The 19,895-nt window shown below is 74.3% G+C and carries 20 protein-coding genes and 1 pseudogene; 12 read left to right on the top strand and 9 right to left on the bottom strand.

The genetic code is table 11. The features are described 5' to 3' along the window. Positions 1–74 precede the first annotated feature (74 nt). From ACFY0I_RS23325 to ACFY0I_RS23305, 5 genes are all read left to right on the top strand, one after another. On the top strand, positions 75–1,028 hold the full coding sequence (locus ACFY0I_RS23325; protein WP_388899180.1) for an SCO0930 family lipoprotein: 954 nt from the start codon (positions 75–77) through the stop codon (positions 1,026–1,028). Between the two features lie 124 nt (positions 1,029–1,152). Then, positions 1,153–2,013: a LytR/AlgR family response regulator transcription factor gene (locus ACFY0I_RS23320; protein WP_388898961.1), complete on the top strand. Its 861-nt coding sequence runs from the start codon at positions 1,153–1,155 to the stop codon at positions 2,011–2,013. A gap of 178 nt (positions 2,014–2,191) precedes the next feature. Next, entirely contained in the window at positions 2,192–2,467 is a 276-nt protein-coding gene (locus ACFY0I_RS23315; RefSeq protein WP_388898958.1) for a hypothetical protein, read from the top strand. A gap of 139 nt (positions 2,468–2,606) precedes the next feature. Further along, the gene (locus ACFY0I_RS23310) at positions 2,607–4,343 is read left to right on the top strand and encodes a cation acetate symporter (protein ID WP_388898957.1); all 1,737 of its coding nucleotides are present in this window, start codon (positions 2,607–2,609) and stop codon (positions 4,341–4,343) included. Beyond that, the gene (locus ACFY0I_RS23305; protein ID WP_388898954.1) at positions 4,340–5,626 is read left to right on the top strand and encodes a sensor histidine kinase; all 1,287 of its coding nucleotides are present in this window, start codon (positions 4,340–4,342) and stop codon (positions 5,624–5,626) included. The genes ACFY0I_RS23310 and ACFY0I_RS23305 overlap by 4 nt, the downstream gene beginning before the upstream one ends. 72 nt (positions 5,627–5,698) lie before the next feature. Here ACFY0I_RS23305 and ACFY0I_RS23300 read toward each other — a convergent pair whose 3' ends face one another. Further along, a complete protein-coding gene (locus ACFY0I_RS23300; protein ID WP_388898951.1) occupies positions 5,699–7,141 on the bottom strand; it encodes a GuaB1 family IMP dehydrogenase-related protein in 1,443 nt (480 codons plus the stop codon). A gap of 214 nt (positions 7,142–7,355) precedes the next feature. On the opposite strand from ACFY0I_RS23300, the gene ACFY0I_RS23295 reads away from it, so the two are divergent. The 3 genes from ACFY0I_RS23295 to ACFY0I_RS23285 all read left to right on the top strand — a co-directional run bounded on the left by ACFY0I_RS23295 (position 7,356) and on the right by ACFY0I_RS23285 (position 8,728). Continuing rightward, positions 7,356–7,847 carry a hypothetical protein gene (locus ACFY0I_RS23295; RefSeq protein ID WP_388898948.1) on the top strand — a complete coding sequence of 164 codons (492 nt, stop codon included), beginning with the start codon at positions 7,356–7,358 and terminating at the stop codon, positions 7,845–7,847. Positions 7,848–7,922: 75 nt separating this feature from the next. Continuing rightward, complete coding sequence (locus ACFY0I_RS23290) at positions 7,923–8,252, top strand: putative quinol monooxygenase (protein WP_388898945.1); 330 nt, start codon at positions 7,923–7,925, stop codon at positions 8,250–8,252. Beyond that, positions 8,249–8,728: a group II truncated hemoglobin gene (locus tag ACFY0I_RS23285; protein ID WP_388898942.1), complete on the top strand. Its 480-nt coding sequence runs from the start codon at positions 8,249–8,251 to the stop codon at positions 8,726–8,728. The genes ACFY0I_RS23290 and ACFY0I_RS23285 overlap by 4 nt, the downstream gene beginning before the upstream one ends. 57 nt (positions 8,729–8,785) lie before the next feature. On the opposite strand, the gene ACFY0I_RS23280 is transcribed toward ACFY0I_RS23285, so the two are convergent. From ACFY0I_RS23280 to rpe, 5 genes are all read right to left on the bottom strand, one after another. Beyond that, positions 8,786–9,199 carry a barstar family protein gene (locus ACFY0I_RS23280; protein WP_388898939.1) on the bottom strand — a complete coding sequence of 138 codons (414 nt, stop codon included), beginning with the start codon at positions 9,197–9,199 and terminating at the stop codon, positions 8,786–8,788. After that, positions 9,196–9,657 carry a ribonuclease domain-containing protein gene (locus ACFY0I_RS23275; protein WP_388898936.1) on the bottom strand — a complete coding sequence of 154 codons (462 nt, stop codon included), beginning with the start codon at positions 9,655–9,657 and terminating at the stop codon, positions 9,196–9,198. Before ACFY0I_RS23275 ends, ACFY0I_RS23280 begins: the two co-directional genes overlap by 4 nt. A gap of 49 nt (positions 9,658–9,706) precedes the next feature. After that, entirely contained in the window at positions 9,707–9,928 is a 222-nt protein-coding gene (locus ACFY0I_RS23270; protein ID WP_281205152.1) for a CarD family transcriptional regulator, read from the bottom strand. A 105-nt stretch (positions 9,929–10,033) separates the two neighbouring features. Beyond that, positions 10,034–11,047: a sugar-binding transcriptional regulator gene (locus ACFY0I_RS23265; RefSeq protein WP_281205210.1), complete on the bottom strand. Its 1,014-nt coding sequence runs from the start codon at positions 11,045–11,047 to the stop codon at positions 10,034–10,036. Between the two features lie 138 nt (positions 11,048–11,185). Continuing rightward, positions 11,186–11,872 (bottom strand): ribulose-phosphate 3-epimerase, encoded by a 687-nt coding sequence (gene rpe / locus ACFY0I_RS23260; RefSeq protein WP_388898933.1) that lies wholly within the window; start codon positions 11,870–11,872, stop codon positions 11,186–11,188. Positions 11,873–12,059: 187 nt separating this feature from the next. Here rpe and ACFY0I_RS23255 point away from each other — a divergent pair, with 187 nt between their 5' ends. From ACFY0I_RS23255 to ACFY0I_RS23245, 3 genes and pseudogenes are all read left to right on the top strand, one after another. Further along, complete coding sequence (locus tag ACFY0I_RS23255) at positions 12,060–13,355, top strand: MFS transporter (protein WP_388898930.1); 1,296 nt, start codon at positions 12,060–12,062, stop codon at positions 13,353–13,355. A 36-nt stretch (positions 13,356–13,391) separates the two neighbouring features. Continuing rightward, positions 13,392–13,670 carry a hypothetical protein gene (locus ACFY0I_RS23250; RefSeq protein WP_388898927.1) on the top strand — a complete coding sequence of 93 codons (279 nt, stop codon included), beginning with the start codon at positions 13,392–13,394 and terminating at the stop codon, positions 13,668–13,670. An 11-nt stretch (positions 13,671–13,681) separates the two neighbouring features. After that, positions 13,682–14,101: pseudogene (locus tag ACFY0I_RS23245) on the top strand (GNAT family N-acetyltransferase); the annotation flags it as partial. A gap of 118 nt (positions 14,102–14,219) precedes the next feature. Here ACFY0I_RS23245 and ACFY0I_RS23240 read toward each other — a convergent pair. Further along, positions 14,220–15,698: an RsmB/NOP family class I SAM-dependent RNA methyltransferase gene (locus ACFY0I_RS23240; protein ID WP_388898925.1), complete on the bottom strand. Its 1,479-nt coding sequence runs from the start codon at positions 15,696–15,698 to the stop codon at positions 14,220–14,222. A 108-nt stretch (positions 15,699–15,806) separates the two neighbouring features. After that, on the bottom strand, positions 15,807–16,751 hold the full coding sequence (gene fmt / locus ACFY0I_RS23235; protein WP_388898922.1) for a methionyl-tRNA formyltransferase: 945 nt from the start codon (positions 16,749–16,751) through the stop codon (positions 15,807–15,809). A 253-nt stretch (positions 16,752–17,004) separates the two neighbouring features. On the opposite strand from fmt, the gene ACFY0I_RS23230 reads away from it, so the two are divergent. Further along, on the top strand, positions 17,005–17,544 hold the full coding sequence (locus ACFY0I_RS23230; protein ID WP_388898919.1) for a hypothetical protein: 540 nt from the start codon (positions 17,005–17,007) through the stop codon (positions 17,542–17,544). Positions 17,545–17,726: 182 nt separating this feature from the next. On the opposite strand, the gene ACFY0I_RS23225 is transcribed toward ACFY0I_RS23230, so the two are convergent. After that, complete coding sequence (locus tag ACFY0I_RS23225) at positions 17,727–19,826, bottom strand: primosomal protein N' (protein WP_388898916.1); 2,100 nt, start codon at positions 19,824–19,826, stop codon at positions 17,727–17,729. Between the last annotated feature and the right edge of the window lie 69 nt (positions 19,827–19,895).

Raw genomic sequence — 19,895 nt, 5'->3', positions numbered from 1 at the left:
GGCCCCGTGTCCTCCGCAAGTTGCCGAGGTCCGGCGACGGACACCGGCAGACCCGACACGTGGGAGAGATCAACATGGGCATCAAGCGCGGAACTTCCCTGGCTGCGGTCGCGATCGTCGTCACCCTCGCGGCGACGGCCTGCGGCGGCACCGACAAGGCGGCCGACAACACGAAGCCCGCCGGAGCCGCCGCCGCAGCCCCGGCTCCCGCCTCCGACCCGTACGGCGACGAGCAGCCCGCGCAGGACGCCCCGGGCAACGAGGCCAAGCCCGCCGGACAGCTGAACTCCTCCACCACCGAGCAGCTCGGCGCCGTCCTCACCGACAGCGCCGGGTTCACCCTCTACCGCTTCGACAAGGACACCGCCAAGCCGCCGGCCGCCAACTGCGACGGCGACTGCGCCAAGACCTGGCCGGTGGTCGCCGCCGGCGACGTCACGGCCGCCTCGGGCATGGACGCCTCCGTGCTGGGCGAGGTGGTCCGCAAGGACGGCAGCAAGCAGCTGACGGTGGGCGGCTGGCCCGCGTACCGCTTCGCCAAGGACACCAAGCCGGGCGACCTGAACGGGCAGGGCGTCGGCGGCACCTGGTTCGCCCTCGCCCCCGACGGCAAGAAGGCCGCGAAGGGCGCCGCAGGCGCTTCCCCGGCTCCCGCCCCGGTAGCGGCCGGCGGCGCCCTGACCGTCGCCAAGGACCCCAAGCTCGGGGACCACATCGTCGACGGCAAGGGCATGACGGTCTACCGCTTCAAGCCGGACACCGCCTGGCCGATGGTCTCCAAGTGCACCGGCGACTGCCTCGCCAAGTGGCCGGCGGTCCCCCCGGTCGAGAAGGGCAACGCCAAGGGCATCGTCGAGAAGAACTACCTGGTCCTCGACCGCCCGGACGGCGTGAAGCAGCAGACCGTCGACTGCTGGCCCGTCTACACCTTCACCGGTGACAAGAACCCCGGTGACACCAACGGGCAGGGCGTCGGCGGCACCTGGTACGCCGTCTCCCCCGACGGCAAGCTGATCACCGTCAAGTAGCCCGTCCCGAACCGCGCGGCCCCCGCCCCCCTCCCCCCTGGGCCGGGGCCGCGCACCGTCGCCCGCCGGGACCGGAGCCCGCGCGGGCCGGTCCGGGGCGGGGGCCCGACCGTAGAATCGGCGCATGCTGCGCGCCTTGGCCGTCGATGACGAGAAGCCCCTGCTGGAGGAACTCCTCTACCTGTTGCGCTCGGACCCCCGGGTGAGCAGCGCGGAGGGCGCGTCCGACGCCACCGAGGCGCTGCGCCGCATCACCCGGGCGCTGGAGAGCGGCCCGGAGGGTCCCGACGGCATCGACGTGGTGTTCCTGGACATCCAGATGGCCGGACTGACCGGCCTGGACATCGCCCGGCTGCTGGCCGGGTTCGCCCGGCCGCCGCTCATCGTGTTCGTCACCGCCCACGAGGGCTTCGCCGTCCAGGCCTTCGACCTCAAGGCCATCGACTACGTGCTCAAGCCGGTGCGCCCCGAGCGACTGGCCGAGGCCGTCCGCCGGGCCCGCGCCCAACTCGGCGGCCCCCCGCCGCCGGCGGATCCCGCGACCGACCCGACGCTCACGGACCCCGCGGCCGTCGCCGCGCCGGCCGCCGGACCGGTGGCCGCTCCCGGCCCCCGCGGGGCGGCCCCCGAGATGGGCGCCACCGACCGCACCCCGGACCACATCGCCGTCGAACTGGGCGGGATCACCCGGTTCGTGGCCATCGCGGACATCGCCCACGTCGAGGCCCAGGGCGACTACGCCCGGCTGCACACCGACGGCGCCAGCCACCTCGTCCGCATCCCGCTGTCCACGCTGGAGGAACGCTGGGCGGCCCGGGGGTTCGTACGGATCCACCGGCGGCACCTGGTGGCGCTGGGCCGCATCGACGAACTGCGCCTGGATTCCGGCACCACCAGCGTCCGCGTCGGATCGGCGGAACTCCAGGTCAGCCGGCGGCACGCGCGCGAACTCCGGGACCTGCTGATGCGCCGGGCGACGGGCTGACCGCTCCCCCGGCACGCCCCGGCGACCGCACGACCGTCCGGCGTGCCAGGACGCCGTTCGTCGCGCCGGGACGGGCGTACGGCGATCCGCCGGGCCCGTCGACCGCACCGCCCCCGAGGACCGCCGGATCCCCGCCGGGCCGCGCGTATCGTGGATCTTCCGGGCCGGGAGGAGCGAGATGTCCGAGATCGAGGCGCTGCTCGACGCGCTGACCGGACTGCCCCGCACCCGGCCGGCCGGCCCCGCCGAGGCCGAGGCGCTGCTGGCCCGACTGCGCAGCGCGGCCGCCCGCTGGGCCGACGTCCTGTACGAGGCCCGCGAGGGCACCCACCGGCAGCTGCCGCCCCGCGCGGAGGCGGCTCTGACGCTGGCGTTCCGGCGCGCGGAGGAGTCGTACGTCGAGCTGGAGATCGCCCTGCGCGACTGCGCGGAGCACCGCGACCCGGCCCGCTGAGGCCCCGGCCCGCGCGGGCCGCCGGCGGACGGTCCCCCCGGGCGCGTCCCACCCGTACGGGGTGATCGCATCGTGTCTGTCGCCCGGCGCGGGACGGTACGTAGACTCCGCTCACCCCTCCCCCGTCGAAGGACAACCGGTGAACCAGACCTACGCGCTGACCGCGGTCACCGTCGTCGTCCTGGTCACGGTCCTCGTCGGCGCGCTGGGACTGCGAATATCGCGGACCACCTCGGACTTCTACGTCGCCTCGCGCACCGTGGGCCCCCGCCTCAACGCGGCGGCCATCAGCGGGGAGTACCTCTCCGCCGCCTCCTTCCTCGGCGTCGCCGGACTGGTGCTGCTCCAGGGGCCGGAGATGCTTTGGTACCCGGTCGGGTACACCGCCGGATACCTGGTGCTGCTGGTGCTGGTCGCGGCCCCGCTGCGACGGTCGGGCGCCTACACGCTGCCCGACTTCGCCGAGGACCGGCTCCAGTCGCGGGCGGTGCGGCGGATCGCGGTGCTGTTCGTCCTCGGCGTCGGCTGGCTGTACCTGCTCCCGCAGTTGCAGGGCGCCGGGTTGACCCTGGAGATCCTGACCGGCGCCCCGCACTGGGCGGGCGGGGTCGTCGTCGCCCTCGTGGTGACGGCGGCCGTCGCGGCGGGCGGCATGCGCAGCATCACCTTCGTCCAGGCCTTCCAGTACTGGCTCAAGCTGACCGCCCTGCTGGTGCCCGCGTTCTTCCTGATCGCCGCGTGGGCCGGGGACGGCGCGCCGCGCGCCTCCTTCGACGCCCCGGCGGTGTTCCGCGAGCACGCCTCCGTCACGCTCGCCGAGGACGTCCGGCTGTCGCTGGAGGCGCCGCTGACCGTGACGGTGACGGGCCGGATCGACGGAACCCCGTACTCGGCCGCCCCGGTCGCCCTGTCGGCCGGTGGGCACACCGCCGAGGCCGGCACCCGCCTGGAGTTCGTCCCGGGCAGCGTGGTTCCCGGAGCCCGTGCGGGCACCGACACCGACGCCGCGCCCAGTTGGTCGGCGCCGCTGTCCGGGGACCGGCGCGAGCACCGGCTGTACGCCACGTACGGGCTGATCCTGGCCACGTTCCTCGGCACGATGGGCCTGCCGCACGTCGCGGTGCGCTTCTACACCAGCCCGGACGGGCGGGCCGCGCGGCGCACCACGCTGGTCGTGCTCGCCCTGCTCGGGGTGTTCTACCTGCTGCCGCAGGTGTACGGGGCGCTGGGCCGGATCTACGCGCCCGAGCTGGCTCTGACCGGGGACGCGGACGCGGCGGTGCTGGTGCTGCCCGAGCGGATGCTGGGCGGGCTGCTCGGTGAGCTGCTGGGGGCGCTGCTGGCCGGGGGCGCGTTCGCGGCGTTCCTGTCGACGGCCTCGGGGCTGACCGTGGCCGTGGCCGGCGTCCTGCACCAGGACGTGCTGCCGCGGCGCGGGGTGGGGACGTTCCGCCTGGCCGTGGTCGTCGCGATGGCGGTGCCGCTGGCCGGCTCGGTGGCGGCCACCCAGGTGCCGGTCGCGGACGCGGTGGGACTCGCCTTCGCCGTGTCGGCGTCCTCGTTCTGTCCGTTGCTCGTGCTGGGCATCTGGTGGCGCGCCCTGACCCCGCCGGGCGCGGTCGCCGGGCTGCTCATCGGGGGCGGGGCGGCGTTGGGCGCGGTCCTGGCCACCCGGGTCGGGTTGGCCCCCACCGGCTGGGCGCACGCCCTGTTGGCCTGGCCGGCGGTGTGGTCGGTGCCGCTGGGGTTCCTCACGATGGTGGTGGTGTCCCTGGGGACCCGGTCGCGGATCCCGGCCGGTACGGCGGCGTCGCTGGCCCGGCTGCACCTGCCGGAGGCCGTGGCCGTGGACCGGACGGCCGGGGGGCTTCGGTGACCGGGGCGGTGCTCGTGGCACTGGGCGCGGCGGGCGGGGCGCTGCTCCTGGGCCTGGGCTGGGCCGCCGGGCGGCGGCACGCGGTGCGCGGGGAACGGGCGGCCGGGCTGGACCTGGGCACGCCCGTCGAGCGGGCCACCTTCCACACCCTGCACACCGCTTCGTTGGCCGCTCCCCCGCTGCGCGCCGGGCTCACGGAGGACGCCGCCCGCAAGGCCGCGCGGAGGCTGCGTTCCCTGCTGGGCACGGAAGCCCTGTGCCTGACGGACCGGGAGTCGGTGCTGGCCTGGGACGGCCCGGGCGCCGACCACCACGAGCGGCGGGCGATGGACCGGGTCGCTCAGGTACTGGAGTCGGGGCGCAGCCAGAGCGTGCGGACGGACTGCCAGCGGCTGGACTGCCCGTTGAAGTGGGCGGTGTTCGCGCCGCTGACCGGTGAGGACGGGATGCTGGGGGCGCTCGTCGCCTACGGGTCGCGGGAGTCGGCGGTGCTGGTGCGGGCCGCGACGGAGGTGGCGCGCTGGGTGTCGGTGCAGTTGGAGCTGTCGGAGCTGGACCGGGCGCGAACCCGCCTCATGGAGGCGGAGATCAAGGCGCTGCGGGCGCAGATCTCCCCGCACTTCATCTTCAACTCCCTCGCCGCGATCGCCTCGTTCGTGCGGACGGATCCGGAGCGGGCCCGGGAACTGCTGCTGGAGTTCGCGGACTTCACCCGGTACTCCTTCCGGCGGCACGGGGACTTCACGACGCTGGCCGACGAGCTGCGTTCGATCGAGCAGTACCTGGCGTTGGCGGGTGCCCGCTTCGGTGACCGGCTGAAGGTCACCTTGCAGGTGGCGCCGGAGGTGTTGCCGGTGGCGCTGCCGTTCCTGTGCGTCCAGCCGCTGGTGGAGAACGCCGTGAAGCACGGGCTGGAGAACACCACCGGGGAGTGCCGGATCACGATCGCCGCCAGGGACGCCGGCTCGGAGGCGATCCTGACCATCGAGGACAACGGCGTCGGGATGGACCCGGGCCTGTTGCGGCGGATCCTGGCCGGGGAGTCCCCCGGCCCGGTCGGGATCGGGTTGCCCAACGTCGACGAGCGGATGCGCCAGGTCTACGGGGACGATTACGGCCTCGTCATCGAGACGGCCGTCGGCGCCGGCATGAAGATCACCGTACGGATTCCCAAGTACCGTGCGGGCGTCCACAGTTCGGGCCCCGGTGGCAGCCGCCCGGGCTCCGGACGCGGCGACGGGCGGGCGGGGCGCCCCGACGACGGGCGACGCGGTTCGGCCTGACCGGAGTACGCCGGTGGCCCCGGTCCGCCCCCTTGCGGGGTGGGACCGGGGCCACCGGCGGTACGGGTGGGACTAGCTCCAGCTGGCGTGGAGCGGCTTGCCCTCGGCGTAGCCGGCCGCGGACTGGATGCCGACGACGGCGTTCTCCTCGAACTCCGCGAGGGAGCCCGCACCGGCGTAGGTGCAGGAGGAGCGGACACCGGCGATGATCGAGTCGATCAGGTCCTCGACGCCCGGGCGGGTCGGGTCGAGGAACATGCGCGAGGTGGAGATGCCCTCTTCGAACAGCGCCTTGCGGGCGCGGTCGTAGGCGGACTCCTCGGAGGTGCGGTTGCGCACGGCGCGGGCCGAGGCCATGCCGAAGGACTCCTTGTAGAAGCGCCCGTCGGCGGACTGCTGGAGGTCGCCCGGGGACTCGTACGTACCGGCGAACCAGGAGCCGATCATGACGTTGGACGCGCCGGCCGCGAGGGCCATCGCCACGTCGCGCGGGTGACGGACGCCGCCGTCGGCCCAGACGTGCTTGCCGTACTTCTTCGCCTCGGCGGCGCACTCCAGGACCGCGGAGAACTGCGGGCGGCCCACGCCGGTCATCATGCGGGTGGTGCACATGGCGCCGGGGCCCACACCGACCTTGATGATGTCGGCGCCGGCCTCGATGAGGTCCTTGACGCCCTCGGCGGCGACGATGTTGCCGGCGACGATCGGGACCTGCGGGTCCAGCGCGCGGACGGCCTTGATCGCGTTGATCATCGATTCCTGGTGGCCGTGCGCGGTGTCGATGACGATGGTGTCCGCGCCGGCGTCGAGCAGCTGCTTGGCCTTGGCGACGAAGTCGCCGTTGATGCCGACGGCCGCGGCGATGCGCAGCTTGCCGTTGGCGTCGGTGGCCGGGGTGTAGAGGGTGGCCCGCAGGGCGCCCTTGCGGGTCAGGATGCCGACCAGCTTGCCGTCCTTGTCGACGGCCGGGGCCAGCTTGCGGTGGCCCGCGTCGAGCTGGTTGAAGGCGTCGCGGGGGTCCATGTCGGCGTCGATGAGCAGGAGCTCCTTCGACATGACCTCGGAGAGCTGGGTGAAGCGGTCGACGCCGGTCAGGTCGTGCTCGGTGACGACGCCGAGCGGGCGGCCCTCGGCGTCGATGACGACGCCGGCGCCGTGGGCGCGCTTGGGCAGCAGGGAGATCGCGTCGGCGACGGTCTGGGAAGGGGCCAGCGTGATCGGGGTGTCGAGCACGAGGTGGCGGGTCTTCACCCAGGAGATGACGTCGGTGACGACCTCGATCGGGATGTCCTGCGGGATGACGACGATCCCGCCGCGGCGGGCGACGGTCTCGGCCATCCGGCGGCCCGCGATGGCGGTCATATTGGCCACGACCAGTGGAATGGCGGTGCCGGTGCCGTCGGGCGAGGACAGGTCGACGCCCTGGCGGGAACCGACCGCGGAGCGGCTCGGCACCATGAACACATCGTCGTACGTCAGGTCGTACGGCGGCTTCAGGTCATTGAGGAAACGCACGTGCTGAACATCCCAGTCGTTCGAAGGATCCTTCTATGGCCTCGACAGGGCAGTCGAGGAAACGCACGTACTTCATTCTCCCATGACCGGGGGTTCACGCCGCCCGGGCCGATCGTCCAGGACATTCCGGACCGGCTGGTCCTTTCCTACGGGACCTTCGTCCCGCGCTCCCGGGTCTTGCGATCAAGGCGGCACCGGACGCAACGTTGATTACATGATTACAGCCGACGGGAGCGAGGAGCTCCGCACCTGGTTCGCCGAGCGCCTGCCGGCGGACGTCTACGAGTCCCTCGTCTCGGTCACGGTCGACCGGGAGGAGATCACGGTCGTCGGAACGCTCCCGGCGGCCGAGTCGATCGAGGAGTTCCGCGAACGGACCCGCGAGCGGCGCGTGGAGGTGGCCCGGGCGGCTCAGGAGCTCTACCGCCGCAAGGTCGCCTGGGGCGTGCGCGCCGGCGAGGAGACCGTCCTCTTCACGCACCTGGCGGTTCCCGTCATGACCCGGCTGCGCCAGAACGAGCGCCAGGTCCTCGACACCCTCGTCGCGGGCGGCGTGGCGCGCAGCCGGGCCGACGCGCTGGCCTGGTGCGTACGCCTGGTCGGGGACAACGCCGACCCGTGGCTCTGCGAACTGCGCGACGCGCTCGACCGGGTCCACCGGGTCCGGGCGCGGGGTCCGGACGTCACCGGGTCCGGGCCCGCATGATCCGAAGGCCCATCGGGCACCCATGATCCACGCAGGGGGTCCGACACCATCCGCTCACGGGGAGAGACGCACACCATGACCACCACCGTCGAGTACATCCGCTACCGGATCGCCCTGGGCGACCAGGAGGCGTTCGAGCAGGCGTACGCCCGGGGGGCCGACGCCCTGGCGGCGGCGCCCGAGTGCGTCGACTACGAACTGGCCCGCTGCGAGGAGGAGCCGGAGCGCTACGTCCTGCGCATCCGCTGGACGTCGGTCGACGCCCACCTGAACGGCTTCCGCAAGGGCGAGCACTTCCCGGCGTTCTTCAGCGCGATCCGCCCGTACGTCACGGCCATCGAGGAGATGCAGCACTACCGGGTGACCGGCGTGGCGGGCCCGGGAAAGGCGGCCGACCGGTCATGAGCGGCACGCCCACGATCTACGAATGGATGGGCGGCGAGCAGGCGATGATCCGCCTCACGGACGCCTTCTACGCGCACGCCGTGCGGGACGAGGTACTGGCCCCGGTCTTCGCGGGCATGGACGCCGGGCACCCCCGGCACGTCGCGGTCTGGCTGTCGGAGGTGTTCGGCGGCCCGTCCGACTATTCGGCCCACCACGGCGGGCACCAGCACATGGCCACCCGGCACCTGGGCCGTGCCATCACCGAGAAGCAGCGCCGCCGTTGGGTGGACCTGCTGCTGGACACCGCCGACGAGGTCGAGCTGCCCACGGACCCCGAGTTCCGGGCGGTGTTCGTCTACTACATCGAGTGGGGCACCCGGATGGCCCTGCTCTACTCGGGCCCCAACCCGCCCCCGGTGAACGCGGCGGAGGTGCCCGTCTGGTCCTGGGGCCGGACGCCGCCGTGGATCCCCAAGGAGTCCGACTCCGACTGAGCGCGGGGGCGGCGGACCCGCTCCCGCGCACGTCCCGCCCAGGCCCCGCCCGGGCCGTCAGCTTCCGGTGTCGTCGCGGCGCGTCCGGGCCGGGGCGGCGCTCGCGGGTCCCGCGAGCAGCACGGTGAGGGGCGGGCGGCCGTCGTCGTCCTGCCGCCAGAAGTCGACGGCCTCCTCCAGGACCTCCCGCAGGGTCTCCCAGTCCGCCGGACGGGCTTCGGCGTACTGGGCCCAGGACGTGACGACGAGCAGCCGGCCGGGGGCGGGCGGCAGCCAGGAGAGGTCGCTGAGCACGTCGGCGAGGGCGTCCCAGTTGGCGCCGAACCATTCGGGGGCCCGCAGCGCGCGCCCGCAGCGGCGCATCAGCGCGGTCTTGCTCCGGACGCCCTCCAGGTCGAGCCGTACGGTCGTCCAGCCCGCCTCCTCGGCGGCCGCGAGGGCGGGGGCGAGCGGCTGCGGGTCCAGGGTCATCGGAGAACCGCCTTGAAGGTCTCGTAGTGGTCGTCCGTGTAGTAGAACTCCCCGCCCTGCCCCGTCACGATCCGCCGGGCCCCGCGGTCCCGTTCGCCCGGTGTCCTCACGGTGAACTCGTGGTAGTAGCCGCGCTTCTGCTTCGGCAGGACCTTCTCGAAGTTCCCGAAGACGGTGCCGTCCTGCCGGTACGCGTACGGTCCGCCCTTGTCGATCAGGGCGAGCACTTCACGCGCCTGCTGCGGCAGCGCGTCGGCGCGTACGGTCGCCATCCCGCGGACCCACCCGGGCAGCGCGGAACGTCCCGTGGGCTCGCCGCCGGAGGAGGCCTCGGCGGTGGCGGCAGGCGGGGCCGGGGCGGATTCACCGCCGCAGCCCACCACACCGGCCGTCGCGGCACAGAGGAGCAGCGTCCCCAGCACGCGCAGCAGTGATCGGGACACGCTCCGAAAGATCATGCACCGATCGTGCCAAATATCCGATTCGCTCGCGAATCGCCCGGTCGCGTCAGAGTGCGGCCATCTTGGTGTACGGACTCAGGACGCGGCACTGGATCGAACCGAAGTCGACGAGAACGGCGATTCCCTCCTCAACACCGACGACACGGCCGAGGCCGTGCTCATCGTGAGTCACCCGGTCGCCGACGCTGAACTGCCGGAGCGGCGGTTCCACGGGGGCCTTGAACGGGCTGGACGGCAAATGGCGGCGAGGTACTGCTGACTTAGTCATTGAATCCAGTATGCGCCCCCGGGGGCGCCTCGCGGTCCGCTGTTCGGGTCTCGATTCCGGCACCATCCCGATCACTGGACCGGGAATGAGGGGCGGCCGGCCCGGTCAGTCGTCGGGGTCGGCCCGGTCCAGCGCCGGGCGCAGCCCCGGAGCCGACTCCGTCAGCAGGTAGTCGGCGACCGCGGTGTCCGTAACGAGGCTGGTCACCAAGCCGGAACGGAGGACCGCGCCGATGGCGGAAGCCTTGCGCAACCCGCCCGCGATGGCCACGACCTCGGGGATCCGACGCAACCGGTCGGCCTCCACGGTGATGCACCGCTCGCCCAGGTCCCGGCCCACCCGGCGCCCGTCGGCGTCGAACAGATGGGCGGACATTTCGGCCGCGACGCCGAGCGAGGCGTAGTGCGCCCGCTCCTCGTCGGTCAGCATGTCGTGGACGGTCGAAATGCCGGGCTCCCAGGAGCCGATCGACACGGCCGCGACGGTCACCTTGTCGAAGTACTCGAAGGCCCGCGCGATCCCGGTCTGACCGCGCAGCGCGGCCGCCGTCGCGGGGTCGGGCAGCAGCATCGGCGCGTAGATGGGGTGCGCGTCGCCGCCGGACACCTGCGCGGCCCTGCGCACGGCCTCCACCGAGCCGCGCTCGGCGGTGCCGGCGTCGTACACGCCGGTCAGCTGGACGACGGTGCACGGGGGCAGCCGGTGCAGCGAGGCGGCCATGTGGATGGTGGAGCGCCCCCACGCAAGCCCGAGCACGTCGCCCTCGTTGACGAGCTCGCCCAGCAGGTCGGCCGCGACAGCACCGAGGTTCTCCGGGTCCGGGGCGTCCTCGGTGGCGTCGGCCGGCGATTCCACCACGACGGCGTGCCGCAGCCCGTACCGGGCGCGGAGCGCGTCGGAGCGCTCCGCGTCCAGTTCCGCCGGCACCCGGATCTCGATGCGCACGAGGTCACGTTCGAGGGCGGTCTCCAGGACCCGGGCCACCTTGAAGCGGCTCACGCCGAACTCCTCGGCGATCTGGATCTTGGACTTGCCCTCCAGGTAGAAGCGGCGCGCCATGGCCGCCGCCTGCACCAGCTCCGCGGGTCCCATCCGCAGGGCTGACCGTCCCGCCGACATTGCAGACACCGCGTTCTCCTCACTGCTGTTCACACTGTCGTGTTCACACTCTCGACTCGCCGTTCATCCTGTCAGATCCGACGGCCGTTGATCAGCCTGGACGGCTTCCGTTCATCGAGCTGTTCACCAACGCTCGACTCAGTGGTCGCAACCCCATGGTGCGGCGGCGATCGCCGCACCCGCCTGCTCGCGCAGGGTGCGCACCGCGGCGGCGGGATCGACCGCTCCGTACACCGCGCTGCCGGCCACGAACACGTCCGCGCCGGCCTCCGCGACCCGCTCGATCGTCGAGGCCGAGACCCCGCCGTCGACCTGGAGCCACAGGTCCAGACCGTGCTTGGCGATCAGCTCACGGGTGCGGCGCACCTTGGGCAGCATGATGTCCAGGAACGACTGCCCGCCGAAGCCCGGTTCGACCGTCATGATCAGCACCATGTCGAGCTCGGGGAGGATGTCCTCGTACTGCTCGATCGGGGTGCCCGGCTTGAGCGCCATGCCGGCTCGGGCGCCCTTGGCCCGGATCTCGCGGGCGAGGCGCACCGGCGCGGCGGCGGCCTCGGCGTGGAAGGTCACCGATCCGGCGCCGGCCTCCACGTACTGCGGGGCCCAGCGGTCCGGGTCCTCGATCATGAGGTGCAGGTCGAGCGGGATGTCCGTGGCGCGGCTGAGCGACTCCACGATCGGCATGCCCAGGGTCAGGTTCGGGACGAAGTGGTTGTCCATGACGTCGACGTGCAACCAGTCGGCTCCCTCGACCGCCCTCGCCTCCTCGGCGAGTCGGGCGAAGTCGGCGGACAGGATGCTGGGATTGATCTGAACGGCCATGCCCCCAAGCCTGCCATGCCCTCGGTCACTTCCGGCCATGGCCCCGGAACTCTTCGTCGTGGTAGCGACGCTTAACTGATCATGAATCATTTTTCACTTGCCGTTCGGTGTGATGCCGGTCCAACGTTGTGTCCATGACAGTCGCCGTCCGGCGGCGCGAGGTCACCCCCGAGGAGTCGCACCCGGCATGGCATCCGCTCCCTCCCCGGCGACAGACGACAACACCGGCAACCTGCCCGCCCACCCCGCCGGCCCCACCCCACCGCCCGGCGACCCGTGGCGCAGCAAGGACTTCCGTGCCCTCTTCGGCGCCACGACCCTCAACCAGTTCGCCTCCAACGCGGGCCACGTCGCCGTCCCCCTCCTCGCCCTGACCGCCCTGGACGCGAGCGCCGGCCAGGTCGGCGCCCTCGCCGCGCTCTCGACCGCGGCCTTCCTCCTGATCGGCCTGCCGGCCGGCGCCTGGGTGGACCGCCTGCGCACCCGCGAGGTCCTCGTGGCCGCCGACCTCGCCCGCGCCGTGCTCCTGGCCTCCCTCCCGCTGTCCTGGTGGCTGGGCGCGCTGACCCTGCCCCAGCTCCACGTCGTCGTCCTGCTCACCGGCTGCGCCACCGTCTTCTGCGAAGTCGGCGCCCAGAGCGTGCTGCCCCGGCTGGTCGGCCGGGACGGCCTGGTCCGGGCGAACGCGGCCGTGGTGACCCTGATGGCCGTCGGGAACATCGCCGGCCGGGGCGCCGGCGGCGCCCTGATCGCCCTGCTGACCGCGCCCCTCGCCCTGGCCTGCTCCGCCGCCTGCTACTTCGTCTCCGCGCTCGGGATGCTGCGGATCCGGCCCGCGCCGGCGCCGACCCCCACCGGGCGGACCCCGCTGCGCACCCGGATCGCCGAAGGGCTGCGGCACGTACTGGGCCACCCGGAGCTGCGCGCCCTGGTTCTGGCGGCGGGCCTGAACAACCTGGGCGGGGCCTTCCTCAACGCCATGCTCCCGGTCCTGTTCGTACGGGAACTCGGGCTCTCCCCCGCCGCCCTCGGCCTGTTCTGGGCCGCCGGCGGTGCCGGGCTGCTGCTCGGCGCCCGCCTGGCCCGCCCGCTCTCCGCCCGGGTCGGCTACGGCCGCACCCTGGTGCTGACCCTGACCCCGGCGGCCCTGCTCGTGCCGCTGCTGGACCGGGGGGCGTGGCTCTGGCTCGCCGGGGCCGGGTGGCTGCTGTGCATGGCGAAGATCGGCTGCGACAACGTCCTCGGGGTGAGCCTGCGCCAGCACCTCACCCCGGATCCGCTCCTGGGCCGCATGAACGCCACCTTCCGCTTCATCCTGACCGGCGCGCTCGCCGTCGGCTCCGCCGCCTCGGGCCTCGTCGCGGAGCTCACCACCCTCCACACGGCCCTGTGGACCGGCGCCGTCGTCCTCTCCCTCTCCTTCGTCCCGATGCTCCTGTCCCCGCTCCGCGATCGCCGGACGGGCCCGCAGCGCACGGCCTAGGGTCGGGCCGCCGCCCGCAGCCACCACCCCCGCCCCTTGCGCACCACCTCATGGAGGACGACCGCGCAGAGCCGCCCGCTGGGACACCGGGACCTGTCCGTTTCCGAGATCGGCTACGGCGCCTGGGGGCATCGGCGCGGCCGGCCGGCAGGGGCCACCGAGGACGAGTCGGCGCGCGCCCTGCACCGGGCGGCCATGCGCACCGTGGGCACCGTGGAACGCAACACCGCCGTCGGCGACGGCCGTCCGCTCTCCCCCGAGCGGATCGCGCTCCTCGCCCGGCACCGCCGGGAGCGCGCGGGGCCGTGTCGGTAGCATGCCCAGGCATGATCACAAGCAGGGAAGACGGCTACGAACTCTCCACCGACCCCGACCGGCTCGACCTCGACGCGGTCCACCACTGGCTCTCCACCGACGCGTTCTGGGCGCTGGGGCGCAGTCGCGAAACGGTCGAACGGTCGGTGCGCGGCTCCCTCAACTTCGGCGCCTACGACGCCTCGGGCGCGCAGGTCGGCTACGCGCGCGTCGTCACCGACCTGGCCACCTTCGCCTGGCTCTGCGACGTCTACGTGGCCCCCGCGCACCGCGGCAAGGGCCTCGGCACCCGGCTGGCCGCCGCCGTGCGCGACCACCTCGCCCCGTACGCGCTCACCCGCGTCCTGCTCTCCACCCTCGACGCCCACGAGGTCTACGCGAAGGTCGGCTTCGTCCCCTTCCCGGAACCCGAGAGGTTGATGGTCTGGAGTCCGGGGGCGGCCCCGGCACAGCACCGCTCCCCCGCCCCGGGCGGGGACTCGACCGGTGCGAAGGGGCCGACGGGGCCGGGATCCCCGCCGCCCGGGAGCGGAAGCGACTGACCGGCCGTTACGCCGTGCGCCGCAGCAGCGCCAAGTACATGGCGTCCGTGCCGTGCAGGTGCGGCCACAGCTGGACGTCCGGGCCGTCGCCCAGCGCCGGTACGCCCGACATGTACGGGCGGGCGTCGATCAGTTCGGCCGCCACCGGCGCCGCCGCGGCGCCCCGGCCCTTCAGGACGTCCTCCACGACCACCCGGGTCTCCGCCAGGTGCGGGGAACAGGTCGCGTAGCCGACGACGCCACCCACCCGCACCGCGGCCAGCGCCTGCCGGAGCAGCCCGCGCTGGAGCGGCGCGAAGCCCTCGAGGTCTTCGGGACGCCGCCGCCAGCGGGCTTCCGGGCGGCGCCGGAGCGCGCCCAGACCGGAGCAGGGGACGTCCACCAGGACCCGGTCGAAGGAGCCCGGCAGCCACGGGGGCCGCGTGCCGTCGGCCGCGATGACCTGGTACGGGCCGGGGTTGCCGGCCAGCGCCTGCCCCACGAGCCTCGCCCGGTGCGGCTGCTTCTCGGAGGCCAGCAGGAACGCCCCGCGCTGCGCGGCCAGCGCGCCCAGCAGGGCCGCCTTGCCGCCCGGGCCGGCGCAGCCGTCGAGCCAGCGCGCGTCGCGGCCCTCGATCGGTACCGCCGCCAGGGCCATCGCCACCAGCTGGCTGCCCTCGTCCTGCACACCGGCGCGTCCGTCGCGGACCGCCTCCAGCGCGCCCGGCTCGCCGCCCTCGGCCATCCGGACGGCGTACGGGGACCAGCGGCCCGGCAGCGCCGAGTCCTCCCCGACCGCCTCCAGCAGTTCCTCGGGGGTGGACCGGCCCGGGCGGGCCACCAGCGTCACCTCGGGGCGTTCGTTGTCGGCTTCGAGGAGGTCCTCGATGCCGGCGCGCCCGCCGCCCAGCGCGTCCCACAGGGCGCTGACGACCCAGCGGGGGTGGGAGTGGTACACCGCGAGGTGTTCCTCGGCGTCGTCCTCGTACGGCGGGGCCACCCGCTCCAGCCAGCCGTCCAGGTCGTGCGCGGAGATCTTGCGGAGCACCGCGTTCACGAACTTGGCCCGGCCGTCGCCGAGGACCACCCGGGCCAGTTCGACGCTGGCCGACACCGCGGCGTGGGTGGGGATGCGGGTGCCCAGGAGCTGGTGCGCGCCGAGCGAGAGCACGTCCAGCACCGGCGGGTCCACCTCCCGCAGGGGCCGGTCGATGCAGGCCTTGATCACCGCGTCGTAGGTGCCCTGGCGCCGCAGCGTCCCGTAGACGAGCTCGGTGGCCAGGGCCGCGTCGCGCGCCTGGAAGGTCTCGTCCTTGCGGGCCTTGCGCAGCAGCGGGGGCAGGACGAGGTTCGCGTACGCGTCGCGCTCGTCCACCGCCCGGAGCACTTCGAAGGCCAGCATCCGGACGGGGTCCTTCTGCGGCCGGCGGTAGGGCTTGCCCGGCTTGCCGGACGGCTTGCCGTCGCCGGCGGGACGCCGGGCGGGCTGACGAGGCTGTTCGCTCACGTGAAAGGTGCTCCGGAGGTACGAGTGCTGCGAATGTGCGGTGGAGGTGCGGACGGCCGGGCCGTCGGATCCGCGCGGGCGCGCCCGCGCGGGGCGTCACCGCCGGGTTCAGCCTACGTCGGCTCCGCCGAGGCGCTCGCCGGGCGCGATCCGCACCCCGCGCGCCCAGTCGGCGGCCTTCATCGGCTTCTTGCCCTGCGGCTGGACCCAGAGCAGCTCGACGGCGTGCGAGCCGGTGCCGACGTGGACGTTGTTCTTGGCCGGGGCGAGCACGCCGGGCTCCAGGTCCGTGCGGTCCGGCACCGGGCCGACGGAGATCAGCTTGAGCCGCTCGCCGCGGAAGACGGTCCACGCGCCCGGGGCCGGGGTGCAGCCGCGGACGACGCGGTCGACGCGCAGCGCGGGGGCGGCCCAGTCGATCCGGGCGTCCTCGACGGTGATCTTCGACGCGTGGGACACCCCGTCGGCGGGCTGTTCCACGGCGCGCAGCGTGCCGTCCTCGATGCCGTCCATGGTCGCCGCGAGCAGGCCGGCGCCGGCGAAGGCGAGGCGGGTCAGCAGGTCGCCGCTGGTGTCGGTCGGGCGGACGTCCTCGGTGAGGATCCCGAAGACCGGGCCGGTGTCGAGGCCTTCCTCGATGCGGAACGTGGAGGCGCCGGTGACCTCGTCGCCGGCCATGACGGAGTGCTGCACGGGGGCGGCCCCGCGCCAGGCGGGCAGCAGGGAGAAGTGCAGGTTGACCCATCCGTGGCGGGGAATGTCCAGGGCGCTCTTGGGGAGCAGCGCGCCGTAGGCCACGACCGGGCAGCAGTCCGGGGCGATCTCGCGCAGCCGGGCCTGGAACTCCTCGTCGCGCGGGCGGGCGGGCCTGAGGATCTCGATCCCGGCCTCCTCAGCACGCTGCGCGACGGGACTGGCGACCAGTCGGCGACCGCGTCCGGCGGGTGCGTCGGGCCGTGTGACGACGGCGGCGACCTCGTGCCGCCCGGAGGCGAGGAGGGCGTCCAGGGCGGGCACGGCGACCTCGGGGGTGCCTGCGAAGACCAGCTTCACTTGGGTCCTACCTCGCTATCCGGGCTGTCAGCAGCACACCAGTCTATGGGGCCCCCGCGAGGCCGCCCACCTGCGGCCCCGAGGGGGCGTACGCGGACCCGCGCGCCTCTCGCATATGCCGACACGCCCCCAGTGCGTGACCTGGGCGCCGGGTGACGCGTTGGTCAAGAGAGATTGACCGAAACGGGCCGCGCATTGAGAACGGTGTCCGCGGCCCCATCCGCTCTTCAGCACCGGTTCGAGAGGCTTCTCCATGGCCGACCACGCCACCCATGACGCCCAAGCACGGGCCAGCCTGCACCTCCTGGTGCGGGACATCGAGCGGGTTCGCCGGCAAGTGGACGCTCTGCGTACGCTCACCGCGCAGCTCGGCAACGTGTACCGCCCGCGCCGCTCCGGGCCCTCCACGGGGTTCGTCGTCTACGGCAGGGCACCGGCACCCACCGTCCGCCTCGCGCAGGAACTCCGGGACAGCGTCGAGACGCTGGTCACCGCGGCCGTGGACTTCGACCGCTCGCTCGGGTTCTCGTGGGACGCCGTCGGCTCGGCGCTCGGTGTGACCAAGCAGGCGGTGCACCGCCGCTACGGGGCCCGTCGCGCGCAGACCGCCGAGTCCGCGGAGCAGCCGGCCGAGGGCACCACCACCCGGACCCTGGGCCCGCTGCCCACGATCCCGGCGGCCCGCTCCGTTCCGCCGCAGCCCGTACGCGAGGACTCCGCGGCCGGGGCCCCGGCCTCGTCGGCCGCGCCGGCTCCGCGGACCCCGGCCTTCCCCGGTCCGCGGGGCGGCTGACCGGGAGCCCGCCGCCGGGTCGCCGACCCCCGACGGCCGGCCCCGATTTCCGCACCACCCGCCCCCGGCGGGGTGACCGCACCGGTCACCCCGCCGGGGGCGGCCGCGTACCCGGGCCTCCCCCGGGATCCCGACCGGGCGCCGAGACACGTCGCGCGGCGGACCGGGCCCCCCGCCGCCGGTCAGCCGATGTCCGGCGGGTCGACGCGGACCCGGATCGCCTCCGCCGCCGGGACCCCGCGCGCCATCCGGGCGGCCTGCGCCGACTTGAGGGCGGCGGCCAGCGCGGCCCCGCTCCCGGGCGGGACCCGTACCAGCGCCCGCTCGCCGGGCGAGGGCTCACCGCGCCGGCCGGGCAGCGGCACCGGGCCCAGGACCTCCGCGTCTGGCGGCAGGGCGGCGGCCGTGAGGAAGGCCTCCAGGGCGTCCGCCCGGCCGGCCACGGCGGCCATCCGGGAGACCGGCGGGAACCCCAGCTGAGCGCGTTCCGCGAGTTCCCGTACGGCGTGCCCCACCGGGTCCCAGCGGACCAGGGCCTGCACGGGCCGCAGCGTCGGCTCGGCGACCACCACCACCTGCCCGTCGGCCCGCACCAGGGCGGACGCGGCGATCCAGCGGCGCAGCGCCTCCTCCCCCGCCCGCAGGTCGGGCCGGGTCAGCATGGCCCAGCCGTCGAGGAGCAGCGCGGCCGCGTAACCGGCGCCCGTCGCCACCGGTTCGGCGCCCGGGGTGCACACCACGAGCGCCGGCCGGTCGGGTACCTCGTCCAGCACGTGGTCGCGCCCGGAGGTCCGTACGGGCACGGCCGGAAAGGCCCGCCCGAGCTCTTCGGCGGTGCGCCGGGCGCCCACCACCTGGGCCCGCAGCCGGAACCCGCCGCACTCCTCGCAGTGCCAGGCCGGCTCCGCGCGCCCGCACCACCCGCAGTGCAGGTCCCGCTGGTCGGGGGCCTCCAGCGGTCCGGCGCACACCGTGCAGCGGGCCGGGGCGCGGCAGCGTTCGCAGGCGAGGCGGGGCACGTAGCCGCGGCGCGGCACCTGGACCAGGACGGGGCCGGACCTGAGGCCCTCGCGGACGGTCTCCCAGGCCAGGCTGGGCAGTCTCGCGGCCCGGGCCGCGCCGTCGCGGGCCAGGAGTTCGTCGCCCACGGTCCGGATCCGGGGCACCGCGGCGCGGACCGTCGCCCGGTCGGCGATCAGCGGCCGGGCCCAACCCGACTCGACCAGCTGGGCGGCCTCCACGGTGCAACTGGTGCTGCCGGCGAGGAACCCGCAACCGTCGGTGACCGCGCGCAGCTCCAGTACCTCCCGGACGTGCGGGAAGGGGGCGTGGTCGTCGGAGTGACTGGAGTCGCCGTCGTCCCAGACGGCGACGAGCCCGAGGTCACGCACGGGGGCGAACATCGCGGCGCGGGTGCCGACGACGGCGCGCACGGAACCCCGGCTGACCGCCAGCCATTGCCGGTAGCGCTTCTCGGGGCCGGATTCGGCGGTGAGCAACGCGTGCCGGCCTTCGCCGAGCAGGGCGGTCAGGGCGGCGTCGACCCGGGAGGCGGTGCGCCCGTCGGGAACGACGGCGAGGGCGCCGCGGCCGGAGGCGAGGGTGGCCGCCATGGCGCGGGCCAGTTCGTCCGCCCAGCCGGGGCCGGGCAGGGCGGTCCACACGGCGCGCGGGGTGCCGCCGCCGGCGAGGGCGCGCAGGAAGCCGGGACCGGCGCCGTAGCGCTCCCAGCCCGCGGGTTCGGGCGCGGGGGGCGGGGGCAGCGGCTCGGGCGAGGGCTTGCCCTCGGCGCGGGCGTTGCGCGGGGGCAGGGCGAGCTGGAGGACGTCGGCGAGGCTGCCGGCGTACCGGTCGGCGACGGCCTGCGTGAGGGCCAGCATGCGGGGGCCGAGGACCACCTCGGGCGAGACGACCTGGGCCAGGGCGGCCAGCGCCCCGTCGTAGTCGGACTCGGCGAGCCGCTCGACGATGAACCCGTCGATGAGGCCGCCGCCTTCGCGGCGGCCGCCGTGCACCCGGTGGGAGCCGGCTCCGAACCGGACCCGGACGCGGACGCCGGGCTGCGCCACCTCGGCGAGTTCGGCGGGCACGGCGTAGTCGAACGGCCGGTCGAGGTGCAGGACGCCCTTGTTGACGAGGACCCGGGCGACCGGGAGTTCCTCGGCGAGGGCGGCTCCGCGCCAGGTCCGCGGTTTGGCCTTGGGCGCCTTGGCCTTCGCCTCGGCGACCATCTCCCGGATCAGGGCGAGCTGTTCCGGCGGGGAATCGTTCGCGCTGCTCACCCTGCATTCTTACCAAACGCCACCGACAACGAACGGCCCCGGACCGATGGGTCCGGGGCCGTTCGTCAG

Origin of the sequence: Streptomyces sp. NPDC001568 (assembly GCF_042893755.1) — a bacterium.
GTDB lineage: Bacteria > Actinomycetota > Actinomycetes > Streptomycetales > Streptomycetaceae > Streptomyces.
Note: the sequence above shows the minus strand (reverse complement) of the source record. Positions and strands in the feature narration are given on the sequence as shown.